At 64.2% G+C, this 13,219-nt stretch carries 8 protein-coding genes, 1 tRNA gene and 1 pseudogene; 2 read left to right on the top strand and 8 right to left on the bottom strand.

All coding sequences use genetic code 11. The annotated features are described in order from the left end of the window. Positions 1-83 precede the first annotated feature (83 nt). The 3 genes and pseudogenes from V2S85_RS26055 to V2S85_RS26045 form a co-directional block, all read right to left on the bottom strand. Positions 84-794, bottom strand: coding sequence for a site-specific DNA-methyltransferase (locus tag V2S85_RS26055; protein WP_330705700.1), 711 nt, complete (start codon positions 792-794; stop codon positions 84-86). Between the two features lie 417 nt (positions 795-1,211). Next, positions 1,212-1,287: transfer RNA gene (locus tag V2S85_RS26050), tRNA-Thr, on the bottom strand. 176 nt (positions 1,288-1,463) lie between these two features. Next, a pseudogene (locus V2S85_RS26045) lies at positions 1,464-1,689 on the bottom strand (integrase core domain-containing protein); the annotation flags it as partial. 155 nt (positions 1,690-1,844) lie between these two features. On the opposite strand from V2S85_RS26045, the gene V2S85_RS26040 reads away from it, so the two are divergent. Next, positions 1,845-1,973 (top strand): hypothetical protein, encoded by a 129-nt coding sequence (locus V2S85_RS26040; protein ID WP_330705699.1) that lies wholly within the window; start codon positions 1,845-1,847, stop codon positions 1,971-1,973. Positions 1,974-2,107: 134 nt separating this feature from the next. Here V2S85_RS26040 and V2S85_RS26035 read toward each other — a convergent pair whose 3' ends face one another. The 5 genes from V2S85_RS26035 to V2S85_RS26015 form a co-directional block, all read right to left on the bottom strand. Beyond that, positions 2,108-2,935 carry an alpha/beta hydrolase gene (locus V2S85_RS26035; RefSeq protein ID WP_330705698.1) on the bottom strand — a complete coding sequence of 276 codons (828 nt, stop codon included), beginning with the start codon at positions 2,933-2,935 and terminating at the stop codon, positions 2,108-2,110. Next, positions 2,932-3,960, bottom strand: a complete 1,029-nt coding sequence (locus tag V2S85_RS26030) for an alpha/beta hydrolase (RefSeq protein ID WP_330705697.1) — start codon at positions 3,958-3,960, stop codon at positions 2,932-2,934. Before V2S85_RS26030 ends, V2S85_RS26035 begins: the two co-directional genes overlap by 4 nt. Beyond that, entirely contained in the window at positions 3,957-4,682 is a 726-nt protein-coding gene (locus V2S85_RS26025) for a DUF6250 domain-containing protein (protein ID WP_330705696.1), read from the bottom strand. The genes V2S85_RS26030 and V2S85_RS26025 overlap by 4 nt, the downstream gene beginning before the upstream one ends. Further along, positions 4,679-7,447, bottom strand: a complete 2,769-nt coding sequence (locus V2S85_RS26020; RefSeq protein ID WP_330705695.1) for a Tat pathway signal sequence domain protein — start codon at positions 7,445-7,447, stop codon at positions 4,679-4,681. Before V2S85_RS26020 ends, V2S85_RS26025 begins: the two co-directional genes overlap by 4 nt. 73 nt (positions 7,448-7,520) lie before the next feature. Next, entirely contained in the window at positions 7,521-9,434 is a 1,914-nt protein-coding gene (locus V2S85_RS26015) for a rhamnogalacturonan lyase (protein ID WP_330705694.1), read from the bottom strand. A 247-nt stretch (positions 9,435-9,681) separates the two neighbouring features. Here V2S85_RS26015 and V2S85_RS26010 point away from each other — a divergent pair, with 247 nt between their 5' ends. Then, complete coding sequence (locus V2S85_RS26010) at positions 9,682-12,747, top strand: TonB-dependent receptor (RefSeq protein ID WP_419198239.1); 3,066 nt, start codon at positions 9,682-9,684, stop codon at positions 12,745-12,747. Positions 12,748-13,219: the final 472 nt, after the last annotated feature.

The following is a 13,219-nucleotide window of genomic DNA, read 5'->3' as shown; positions in this document are numbered from 1 at the left end:
AATGCCTCAAGGTGATCGCTCAAACTGAACAGGGACTTGGGATCCATAGCTGGCCTCCGTGATCGCGCGCCCTCAATGAATCATTATAGCCGTCCAAACGCTACCGGTTTTTGCGGGTCTCCAGCTTTGACGTTGGGAACGTCCCAAACAGGATTATTCTGAAAATCCTCAATCGCGGAAAACTCCCAATAATCCGATGGGTTTTTACCTAAAGGATTGCCACTTGGTTTGCCTGCCTTTTCTCCTTTAGAAGAGCTATGACGCTTTCCAGGGTAGAGCTGCGGAATTCGGACGGGATCGAGATTAAAAGTGTAGTTGTTAGTTCTGCTGAACCACAAAACCGTCTCATATCGTCCAGAAAACCGTTTATCGGCATTATAGCCAAAATTATAACGCCAAATGATGCGATTACGTAATTTGAATCCTAAACTTCTGAATATTTCCACGAAAGGCACGTCGAGCGGAAAAACCTCGCCGTCAGCTATGTATGTTCCCACCTGCCAGCATACTGAAGCGTTTTCCGTCAAAGCAGGAATCATCGCCTCGATGACCTGCCTTTGCCACGACACATATTCGTCATATGTGCGCTCGTCGTCACGTTCGTACGGTTTTCGGATATTATAGGGTGGTGACGAGATAACTAGACTACAGCTGCCAGCGTCAACGGCCTTGAGTTGCTCAAGTACGTCTCCCGCCAAAAAGCGTTCTTTCCCACCGCCCTTTTGAGAGATAGATTTTGCTTCGCCGTCCTTGGGCGAGTTGCTCGAACAGTCTTTTGTGATTTTACGGGGCATTTTTCAGATTGAAATCCAATGCGGATCGTATCCGTCCGAACGGCTAACACCAACGTTTGCGAGGCAAGAAAACCACCAAACCCCGGGTGAAGGAAGCTCGACTAGTTTGCTCATTAATGCCTACCACAGCCCACTAATACCCAAGCTTTTTCGCTAGCTCAGGCGAATTACTTGAGCAACCTGCAGAGCCTCCCTGCGGCATCCTGCCTGTGGATGAATCGCGCTCGTTGAAATGAGGGCATTAATTAGGATGCGGCGTAGCGCTCTGCTGGACCGGCAATATAAACCGGGTCTGGCATGGGTCAGAGCCCTTTTCCTGCCCAAAGACGTCCCAGCCTTGACCCAAGCGCCGCCCAAGGGGAAAGCCTGTTTGGATGGGAAACCGCCGATGCCTGGGTGGAAGTGCCTTTAGGAAGGTGGTGCCGCTTACGTGACTCGAACACGTGACCCCATCATTACGAATGATGTGCTCTACCAACTGAGCTAAAGCGGCTTCCTTGCGAGATCTCGGGGGCCTGTACATAGGGAATGATCATAGCGCAATCGACTTTTGGAGAATTTTGTCATCACTGGTGACGTGCCACCCCCTCCTGGTTTCCAGCAGCACAGATTAGAGCGGGGCGGCTTTTGACCATGTCCCGGTTCTGCCATTTCAGCCAGGGTCATGAACCCAAGGGATGTGTAAGGTCGGGTCTCGTTGAAATTCGTCCGCCACGCATCGATTTTGCTCCTGGGGTCGCCTAAAGACAGAACCAGTGGTGTTCAGGCACTCTGCCCGGAAGCGCCCATTGAACGCTTCGATGTAGGCGGTGTCCGGGGACTTGCCGGGCCTGCTGAAGGCCAGCGTGACACGGTTCGTGCAGGCCCAATGATCGAACGCCCGAGAGATAAATTCTGGGTCATTGCCTCGGCGACCGGTGTGCCAACCTCCTCCAGGCGCAGCGAGACTGCGATCTGCTCGCCCGTGAACTTTTTCATGCAAAATTTCCAGCTCCAATCGGCTTCGATTTTGCCAAATCCCTCCCATGCCCGCTGGAGGCATTTTCCGGGATGGCGGCAGGTCAGACGTATGCGCCGGAGATCGACTACGGCGATGCGATGATCGGCGTGTTCGTCTTTGTCGTCGAGCGCGCAGAAGATTTCACGACGACCGCGGGGATAAGGTCTCGGACAATGTGAAGGCGCTTGATCCGACGCTATCGCCGGATCATCATGCAGCGCCGGCCACTGTCCGCAGCGTGCCGAAGGCATGCCATATATGAGCATCGACTGAGGGCGACGCGTCAGGTCGCGGCGATGCAGCTGTCCTGCCGTCAAACGCGATCGAGGGCGCCGATTTGGCGAAGCCACGCCACGCACAGATCGGGCCACCTCTCGACCGGCAGGCCTTCGGTGTCGAGCGCAAAACCGTGCGGTGCATCGGCGAAGACATGCATTTCCGGATGGCCGCCCTTGTCCGCGATCGCCGCAGCGAGTCGCCACGCGTTGGCGACCGGGACGACCGGATCATTCGCCGAATAGACGATGAATGCGGGCGGCGGCGCATGTGCCAGCTGCGCATCCGGCCGCATCGCATCGTAGAATGCCTGCTTTTCGGGTGGTTCCAGCGGCGGCTTGTCGGGCACCACGGTGAAGCCGGCCGCGTTGGTGGAGATCGGCGCATAGCCGACCACCGCGAAGTCGGGCCGCCTCGGCCCCGTCTCGGCCAGCAGGCAGGCGCCGAGATGACCGCCGGAAGACAAGCCGACCACGCCGACCCGCGGGCATTCCCCCGCGCGCAGCATCTCCATCGCCCGCCGTACATCCTGCAGCGCGGCCATCGGCCCGGTCCGCGCGTCGGGAAAGCGATGGACAAGGACGTGGGCGTCGATGCCGAGCGCGTTGAGCCAGCGCGCGACGACGATACCCTCGCGCCCTATCATCAACTGCGTGTAACCGCCCCCGCCGATGACCAGCGCGGCGGTGCCGATAGGCCGTGCGGCGCGGAAATGGAGCAGGACCGGGTGGGCCACGGCGGCGGCGACCGCTTGGGCGATGCCGGCGAGAGGGTTCGACAGTGTGAACGCGACCGCGCCGCCATCGTCCAGGACCGTTGCATCGATACCGGCGAAGGACGGCGGCAGAAGAAGCGGGCCGGTCATGCGAGCGGCCATCCGTGACCGCCGGCAAAGGCCAGGAACAGGTCGAGCCAGAGGAAGGGGCCCATGCCGCCTTGCGCATGGGCCTTGCTTGCGGACGGTGGGCCGTGGCCGCCTTTCTCGAAGATCATCAGTTCGGTCGCAATCCCTGCGGCGTGCAGCGCGCGGTACATCTGGACGCTGTTTTCCGCCGGAACCACCGGGTCGTCGGCGTTGCAGCACACGAAAGTGGGCGGCATGTCGGATGGCAGGTCCAACTGGGCCGACCAACGTCGCTGCGCCTCCAGCTCACTCTGCCGCGCGCCGAGCAATTCCGCGCGCGACTGCCGGTGGACGCCCTCGTCCAGCATCGTCACCACCGGGTAGAACAGCCCGGCCACATCGGCGTGCGCTGAATGCCGATCGATCGCGTCGAGCGGTTCATACGTTGCCAGCGCCGAGCGCGCGGCGGCTCGCGCGGCGAGATGGCCGCCGGCCGAGAAGCCCGCGATGGCGACGCGGCGGGGATCGACTGTCCATCGCGCGCCCGCGCCGGCACGGATGATGCGAAGGGCGCGCTGGGCGTCCTGCAAGGGCGCATCGGGTCCGGCGCCCCAGCCATCGTGCGGCAGGCGATAGAGCAGTTCGAAGGCGGTCACACCGCTGGCGGCAAAGCGGCGGGCGATATCCGAGCCTCCCCGGCCCAGCGCGACCCGTGCATAGCCGCCGCCCGGTACGATCAGGATTGCCGCGCCGTTCGGACGCTCGGGTCGCACCACGGTGAGCATCGGCGTGGCGACGTGCGGCCAGGCGATGTCGTCCTCGTCGCCATCGGGCCGCCGTTTGACGAAGGCGTCCTCGACCCCGGCGGACGGGCGCCCGGGGGGGCTGCCGGGCCAGATCGCGAAACGTTCGACCTTGAGCGCGGGGGCCTGTTCCTGCGCGATGGCCGGGGCCTTCGTTATCACCGTCGCGGCGGCCGCCAGTGTCCCCGTCAGCCACCTACGACGGGTAGTGCCGCCTGCGACCTCGTTGCCGCGACTTGTCATCGGTGGTCCTTCCCGAGTGGCTCGATCCGAAAATTGCGGATGCGCAGATGGCTCTTGGTGGTGCGCAGGGCGAACCAACCGCGGCGATAGGGCTGGGCGTCCGTCATCGTGAACAGGCGCTTGCCCGCATAATCGACGGCGATGGTCGAGCCCGCCGCCGTCAGCCGCACGGCCGTCCAGCGGCCGGGCGTGAGAAGCGTGGCGGGATCGGCGCGGTCGTGCTCGGGTCGCAGGGGGCGGTTGCCCGGCTCCCCGATGTAGCGCCGCATGCGCGTGGTGGTGTTGCGATTGCCGCCGATGCCCACGTAGTATGTCCTTAGCGCATCATATCGGGCGAAGACCCCGTCGCGTGGGTGCGCCAGAACCGAGCCGCCCGGTACGGCGGGATCGCTGGCCATCCAGAACGCATTGGCATCGCTCACGGTGTCGTTGGCGCCTTTTCCGGACACGGCCATGACCTCGTATTCGATGGCGACCGGCCCGTGCAGTTCGTGTGTCCACCATACCGAAATGCCGCCCGCCGCCTCTATGTCCATCACCCCGTGGGCGACCGTCACGCGGGAGGCGCCGGGCATTTCGGCCTCCACCTGCCAGCGCGAGGCGCCGTGGCGGAAATCGTCGGCCAGCGCCGCGGACGGTGCCGGCGCCGCATGCAAGGACGAGGCCGCAAGCAGCAGCAGCACCGCGCTCGGCATCCCGGCGACGGCGGCATCGCGTCTCATTCCAGCGCGTCTCCGATCAGGGTAAGGTTCACGGCGGCGGCGATGCCCCACTGCGCGGCGTCGTTGGTGGAGACTTCGGCGATCTCGTCCACCGGCTTGAGCACTGCGGCGCCCTCTATCGTGCGAGCGCCGTGCGATTGGTCGCGTCCTTCCCGGTCGCCCGAGCCGAAGAACTCGCTCCAGGCGCGCTTGACCAGGTCCGGCCTGTGGAGCTGCGCGCCGGCATAGGCGGTGTAGCGCGAATGCGCCTGCGTGAGTGCGCGGCCCTTGCCCGAAGCGCCGGTGCGGGCGCGGAACTCCGCTTCCGGGGCGTTGTAGAGTTTGCAGTAGTCCAGCCAGACCTTGCGGTATGCCGGCTCGTCCACGAGTTCGAGCAGTTCGGCGGTGATCTCGAAGACACCGAAGACACCGTTGAGATGACTCATGTTCACGCTGTCGCCGCCGCCCACGAAGCGGCCGCTGGCAAGGTCGAAGGGCGCACCGCCGGCCAGCCAGCCCTTGGGCATCGCCGCGATCGAGCGCATTCCCGCGACGATGCGATCGCGCCAGCGCGGATCGTGCGTGCGCTCCCACTCCGTCAGCCAGGCCGCGATCAGCGAGCCCCAGACGGTGCCGAACTGCATGAACACCTGCCCCTTGGGCAGGGGCTGGTCGGCGACGACCGCCCCGGTGCCGGCTGGCGGTTTGCTGGCATCGGCGCGATGCATCACCTTGCGGCCGATATCGACGGTCTCGAGCGCCTCGTCGCTGTGCAACAGGGCGCGCATGAGGTCGCCGCATCGCTCGTCGGTGGTGAGGTAGTAGTAGAAGCGGCGATAGGCGGCGTTCGAGATGCGCGGCTGCTTGGAACTGTCCGCCCAGTGCTGCACGCCGTGGCGGGTGCCGAGCCCCTTGAAACGGCCCGAATGATAGACGTCCACCTCGCCGGTATGGCGCGTCATCGCCTCGGCCAGGCGGAACACGTCGGCCCGGCCGCTGCGCAGGAAGCCGTACCACAGCCACAGATCGGTCGAGAGTTCGCTGTTGTCCCAGGCGAACCCGCCGATGTCGTATCGCCAGACGTGGCGATCATTGTCGTAGCTGTGCATGACATCGCCGTAATTCCAGAAGCCGTACCACCGGCGCTGCTCGACCTGGCCGATGTAGAAGTCCAGTTCCTGCTTCGCCCGCGCCTCGATCCTGCCGCGCTGGGGGCCACCGGCGGCGATCGGGCTCCAGGGGCCGAACATCCCGGCGGCGTGGACATGCGCGACATTGGCGACCAGGCGTGGCGGCCGGGCAAGCGTGGCGCCCATCTCGACAAGGCGCTGCCGCGCGGGGGTGGCGGGCAGGGCCCAGAGACGGAACTCGGTCGTCCGGGCGATGCCCGAAGCATCGCCCCAGCCGGGCTCGTAATCCTCGTAGGTCACGTCCAGGCCGCTGTTCTGAGCCTCGAAGCTCTCCATTCCCATGACGTCGTGGTAGAAACGCATGTCCATCGCCGGGGCATCCGGGGCATGGTACCAGACGGTGAAGCGGGCCTTGTCCTTCGCCGCATCGACGATGTCGAGGCCGACCGGGCAGCGCTGCCAGAAATCGTGCATCCCGAATGTGACCCCGCCGGAAACCCCGCCGACGTAGCCGAGCCCCGGGGCGCGTCCGGCGCTGTCCACGTCGATCCAGCCGAAGCCGGGGCCGGTCCGCTTGACGATGGAGAACCCGTCGGAATTGGGCTGGCGCAGGCGGAACTCTCCCCAAGAGGGGATGTAGTCCAGGTTCTGGCGTACCGGCGTCGCCATTTCGCTCAGCGGCGGCGTCGGCAGTCCGGCCGCCTGGGCATCGCGGAACGCCTTGCCGGGATCGCGCCGCAGGCCCGTGAGCGGCCGCACCGCTTCGCCCCAGAGGCCGCCGTTCTCACCCGCGAGGCGGACATGGCGATCGTGCAGCGCGTCCCGCATCGGCACCGCGCCTTCGAGGCCGAGGCCGCGGATGAAACGCTTGGCCGGATCACCGTCGAACACCATCGAATGGACCAGCCGCACACTGTCCGACCCTGCATGGAAATAGAGGCGGACCGAGAACGGCAGCCAGTCGTCCTCGGCGGCGCGGTGGCGCCCGTCCAGCTTGATGACGGCCCGGATCGGGCCGCTCTGCTCCACGGTGGCGCTGTCGATCGTGCCCACCCAGTGAGAGAGCGCAGCGGCGCCTTCCTCGTCGTCGCTGCGATCCTGCGCACTGGCCAGCAGGCGGACCGATTGCAGCACCTCGTTTTCGCCCGCCCTAGCGGAACGGATCAGCGCATCGCCCGAGCGCCCCACGGTCCAGACGATGCGCCCGGCCGTGACGGTGATCGCATCGCCGCTCTCACGCACGAACAGCGCCTCCGTGGGCGATGCGGCGCCCGGCACCACCCGCAGCCCCTTTGACCGGCCACCGTCCGCCGCCAGCGCATGGCCGGTCCATTTGATCGAGCCGTCCGGCCACCATGCCAGCGGCCACGTCTGAAGGGCCTGACGCGTCCCATCCCGGCCCTGCAATACGTAGCCGCGCTTGCTCAACCGGGTGCCTCGCGGCCAGGGCTGGCCCCAGGACTGCCCTTCGTGCGAGCCCGGCGGCGCACCATCGAGCCAGAGCACGTCGTCCTGCGGGTCAAGGTCGGAGCCGAACGGAACGCGCGGCGCCTGCGAACCCGGCATGGCCCGCGCTGCGCCCGCAAACAACGCCAGGGATCCCGCCACTGCGGTGGAAGCCAGAATCTCCCGACGGCTCCAGACCAGGTTGCTCATTGCCTCTCCATTCAGATTATTTGGGATTGTATTTCACATTGTGGATTTTTCCGTCAAGCCGGAATCCACCGGGTCAGCGTTCTCCCTTGGGGCCGGCGCCGAGATAGAAGCCGGTGTGCGGCGGCTGGTTGTAGGCAGTGTTCTGCCAGGCGACGCCCGCCCGGTAGACCGGATCCTGCATCAGCGTGACGAACCGGTGCGTGGTGGGGAAGGGCGTCGTGTAGATGCGCAATTCGCGATTGTCGGCCCGCCGCCAGATCACTTCCTCACGCCAGTCGCCGATGAGATCCGCCTGCAGTGCCGGGGTGGCCTTCGTCCCGTTGTTGGAGGCGAGGCCGCCGGGCGACAGCAGCGGCGTCGTCGTTCCGTGTTCCCAGTCCCACTTGGAGATGGTGGTGCCGTCCAGCAGTTCGCGAAGAAGATCGCCGTCCCACCAGATCGCGAAGTTCATCTGGCGTGGGCGAGGGCCGATAGGCTGGCCCTTGACGTCGAACAGGCGATCGGAGTTGGCGGCCCAGAATTCCTCTCCGTAATGGCGCGGGTCGATGTCGGCGGCGACGCCGCGCCCGGTGTCCTGCTCGGCGGGCTTGCTCCAGAGAACCTCGCCGGTGCGGGCGTCGAGCAGGGCGGAACCGATGCCGCCGTTGCGCTTCACCTCCTCGAACACCCCGAACTTCTCCAGACCCGGCCTGGACGGGTCGAGATCGCCGACGTGCATGGTGTCGCCGTGATGGAGCGGGCGGGTCCATAGCCCCTTGCCGTCGTCATCGACGGCCATCGAGCCGTAGATCACCTCGTCGCGTCCGTCACCGTCGACGTCGGCGATGGACAACTGGTGATTGCCGCGTCCGGCATACTCGGCGTTGCCCGGGGCGGCGCTGTCGAACAGCCAGCGCTCGCTCAGCTTGCCCCCACGCCAGTCCCAGGCGGCAATGGCGGTGCGTGCGTAGTAGCCCCGCCCGAAGACCATGCTGGGGAGCTGCCCGTCGAGATAGGCGACCCCGGCCAGGAACCGGTCGGACCGGTTCGCGTACCCGTCTCCCCACACGGCGGCGAGCTGCTCGGGGCTGGGATTGCCGCCCGGGTAGCGCGGCGGGTCATAAGGCGCGGTGGCGAGCGCCTTGCCGGTAAGCCCTTCGAAGACGGTCAGGTATTCCGGGCCCCTGACGATGCGCCCTTGCATCGGCGCCACCTTGGTGCCGTCCGCCAGCACTCTGGCGCCGGTACGGTCCTGCTGGGGCACTTCGCCGCCGCTGCTGCGCCAGTCGGCCTTTGCATCGCCTATCACCTTGCCGGTCCCGTCCACGGTGCCGTCCGCCGTCTTCATCGCCACTTCGGCGCGTCCGTCACCGTCGAAATCGAACACCAGGAACTGCGTGTAATGCGCGCCGGCGCGGATGTTGCGCCCCAGGTCGATGCGCCAGAGCCGGGTGCCGTCGAGCCGATAGGCATCGAGGATGACGTTGCCGGTATAGCCGGTGTGTGCATTGTCGTGACTGTTGGTGGGATCCCACTTGAGCACGATTTCGTACTGCCCGTCACCGTCGAGGTCACCCGCGCTCGCATCGTTGGCGGTGTAGGAATAGGCCTCTCCGGCAGGAGTCACGCCGTCGGCGGGCGGATCAAGCGGGATCGAGAGATAGCCCTTGTCCCACATCATGGCAGGCTGAGCCCCTGCACGATCGCCGATACGCTCCACGGCATAGGAACGGCCCGCCGTACCCGCGTGATCGACGAAGGCCGTCGCCTCTCCAGGCTTGGTCACGTGAAGCACTTTGCCATCGCGCAGGACGCGGAACCGCACCGAAGGCGCGTCTTCGCGCAGCAGCCGCCAGCTTACCAGCATGCCCCCGCCCTGCGCCGGCACGGTCACTGCACCGCGATTCAAGGCTTCGGGAAGGCTCCGGGCCAGAGCCGGCACCGCCGGGCCGAAAGTTGCCGAGGAGGCGCAAAGCAGCAGTGTTAAATTGCGTACGTTGATTGTCATTTGGTTGACATCCTCTTCTTTCGAATATTATGGTCCGAAGTGTAGACCGCAGTTCCACATATAGGACCATACTTTGATGGTCCAGTGGCTGCCGGTCCGGCCTGAGTGCGGCAAAGACCGCGGATCGGTGAGGGGATAGATGATGCGGAAGCAAATGGATCGAGTGGGCGGCTATGCTCGGATCGCCGGGGTCAGGAATCGTGCGGGTGCGGGGGTATCCTGGCTCGGGCTGGCCGGGGCGCTGATCATGCCGTTTTCCGCCAGCGCTCAGACTACTGAAAGTGCGAATCAGGAAAAGGTTCAGGATTCGCCGAAGCCTGTCGATCGCAAGACGGCAGAAGAGATAATAACGACAGCCAACGATATCGTCGTCGTCGGCACCCGTGCATCGCTGCAGTCCGCGACTACGCGCAAAAGGGAGGCCAATACGATCGTCGATTCGATCGTGGCCGACGACATAGCCAGTTTCCCGGACAAGAACATCGGCGATTCGCTTGCGCGCATCACCGGCGTCCAACTCAGCCGCGACTTCGGCGAGGGCACTGCGGTTTCCATCCGGGGCGTTGAACCCGATCTCAACCGCGTCGAAATCAACGGGGTCAGCCAGGTCAGCGCCACGGGCGGGCGCGCCGGCGACTTTCGTGAACTGGCGACCGAACTGGTCAAGTCGATCGACGTCTACAAGGGCTATGCGGTCGATCTTACCGAAGGGGGCATCGGCGGCACAGTGCGCGTCGAAACGCGCAAGCCGCTCGACCTCAAGGATCCGCTGCTCACCGGCGTCGTGTCGTATCAGAACCTCGACACCGCCGAGACCTGGAAGCCGCGGGTCACCTTCGTAGCCGGTACGCCCAAGTTCCTGATCGACGGGCTCGGCGTCCTCGTCAACGTGACGTACAGCGACGTCGACACCCGGCAGGACTACATCAGCAATACGAACTGGTCGCGTCTCGCCGACTTCGATCACTCGACCGAGAAGACCGTCGCCAACCCGCTCTACGCGAATTACAATACATACGAGAGCTGCGCGGGCGTCGGCGGCGCCACCACTGCGACCGCCACCGCGAACCGCCTGGCCTGCGAAACGCAGTTCTTCGACTGGGCGCCCACCGTCCCGCGCTATCGCAGCTGGGTCCGCAACGACAAGCGCCTTTCGGCCGACCTGGCCCTGCAATACCAGGTGGCGCCGAACTTCCGGGCCTATGGGCAGGTCCAGATCAACAAGCGCAACCAGAACCTTCAGGACACCAACTATTCCATCGACCTCACCCGGATAGAGCGGTTCAATCTCGATCCCGCGCTGGCCGCGGGCGCCAACGGCGGCACGTCGCGTCCCCAGGTGCAGCTTGGCACCTCGACCGTTAACGAAAATCACGTCGTCACCAGTCTGCAGACCGCGCTCAATGCCGTGAACATCGGCTCGGTGGCGGTGCCGAACTGGAACGGAGCGGCCAACATCGTCGGCGTGCAGCGCCGTGACTTCAGCTATGATCAGGATTCGAAGTACTTCACCGGCGGTTTTCGCTGGGATCTCGACCGACTGCACATCGACTTCATGGGATCGCACGCCAAGGCGACCACGGTTTCCGAAAGCAACCTGATTTCGATCGGCACCAGCGTGTCGGGGATCACCATCGATCGCGACAACGCGCAGGGCATCCCGGTCTTCTCGTTCCCGTCCGAATTCGATCCCGCCGACCCGGCCGTCTATTCCGACTTCACGCGTACGGGTGCCAATGGACAGGTGCTGCCGGTTTATGGTCCGGCGCTGCAGTATCGCCCGTCGCAAGCCAGCAATACAGAGGACCAGCTTAAATTCGACGCGGACTGGGAGATCGATCACCCCATCGTCAGCAAGATCGAATTCGGCGCCCAGGCGCGCCGGCAGAATTACGTAAGCTACAATGGCGGCGGCACCCGGCTGCTCGATCCCGCGACGCTGACCTACCAGCAGAGTGCCAACGTATCGTTCACCAGCCAGATTCAGAACAATCCGGCTCAGGTCCGCGACGGCAATACCTGGTACATCACGCCGACGCAGTACCAGGCGCTGATCTCCTCGATCGGCGGGACGCTGGGCGGTGCGCCGCTGTTCACCGGCCTGAAGAATGCGCCCGCAGGCATTCCCTCAAACATCGCCTTCCCGAACTTCGACGCCGATGTCCTGTCGCAGATCTACGATCTTTCCGGCTTCGACCAGGATCTCGTGCTCCAGGCTGACGGACAGCCCCAGATTCCAGCCTACCTCATCAAGGAGAAGGTCTACGCCGGCTACATCATGGCGGACATCGACACCGAGGTGCTGGGCATGCGGCTTACCGGCAACGCCGGTCTGCGCTGGACCCAGACAAAGGACGAAGGTGTCGGCACCAACATCTCGCGCGTCACGCGCACGACCGCAACCGGAGGCACCGAAACGGTCGTCCTGGCTGCGCAGGAAGCCCGGATATCCAATACCTACACGGATTTCCTGCCGGCCTTCAACGCGAACCTGGCGATCACGCCGGAACTCTCGTTGCGCGCGAACTACGCGAAGAACCTCGCCCGGCCGCGTCCGACCGACCTGGTGCCGAACATCAACTGTCTGGACGACCAGACCCTGACGGGCAGCGAGGACGTCTGCACCGCCGGCAACCCGGATCTCAAGCCCTATCGCGCCGACCAGTGGGAAGTGAACCTCGCCTGGTATCCCAATGCCGACACGACGATCAGCCTGGGGTACTACAAGAAGTATGAAGCGAGCTTCGTCATCCCCAATGTCACCCGCAGCGGTGTCGATCTGTTCCATGACGGGATCACGTACACCGTCCGGCAGTCGGTCAACGGGTACGGCGCCTTGCTGGACGGGATCGAAGCGAGCGGCCAGACCGTGTTCACGTTCCTGCCCCAGCCGTTCGACGGCTTCGGCGTGACCGGCAACATCACGTATGCCCGCGCCATCCGCACGAACCTGACGAACAGCGCAACGGGCGGGGAACTCAAGGAATACCCCGGCCTTTCCAAGTTCACCTACAATGCGAGCGTGTTCTACGACAAGGGCTTCCTGAACGCTCGCCTGAGCTACAACTACCGCTCCAAGTGGCTGAGCACCGTGCTGGATGCCGCCAACGGCAACAATCCGCTCTACCGCAAGGCAGAAGGCTATCTTGACGGCAAGATCACCCTTCGCTTCCCGAAGTACCACTTCAACGTCTTCGTCGAGATGCAGAACATCAATCGCGAGTATTCGAAGGTCTACATCAACAAGGACATGCCGGTGGATCTCTATTATCCCGGCCGCCGCATGTTCATCGGTCTCCAGGCCAAGCTGTGATCCTGGCGGACCGGTGAGGCCTATCCTGCGTCTCGCCCCGCCCATGGAGGTGCTCTCCTGATTGACGCCGATCATCGCATCGCCGCAGTCGATCTTCGGCGCAAACATCTGAGGGCATAGCCATCGTAGGTGTCGATCGTGCACCTCAGCGCGCCTGTCTCGACCGGGTTTGTGATTGCGGCCCGGTGGGTCGCCTTCGCGGTGGTCCGCTTGGCTATGCAGTCGAACATAGCGACCTCCTCACCCTCGTTCTGGACGCGCTCACGGATGTTGCACACCTCGATCTTGAGGAACGTGGGCTTGGCGATCGGGTACGCCTTGCCGGTCCGGGGGCGTCATTGTCGACTGATCTGCCCCCTTCTGAGTGGCCCAAAATCTGTTTTAGATTTGGGCATGAAGGAGGACTGGAATGGCGAGGAAGCACAAGCCGGAAGAGATCATCGGCAAGCTGCGTGAAGCGGAGATCGTGCTG

Origin of the sequence: Novosphingobium resinovorum, assembly GCF_036352595.1 — a bacterium.
Classification (GTDB): Bacteria; Pseudomonadota; Alphaproteobacteria; order Sphingomonadales; family Sphingomonadaceae; genus Novosphingobium; species Novosphingobium resinovorum_B.
This window is presented reverse-complemented; position numbering and strand designations above follow the sequence as displayed.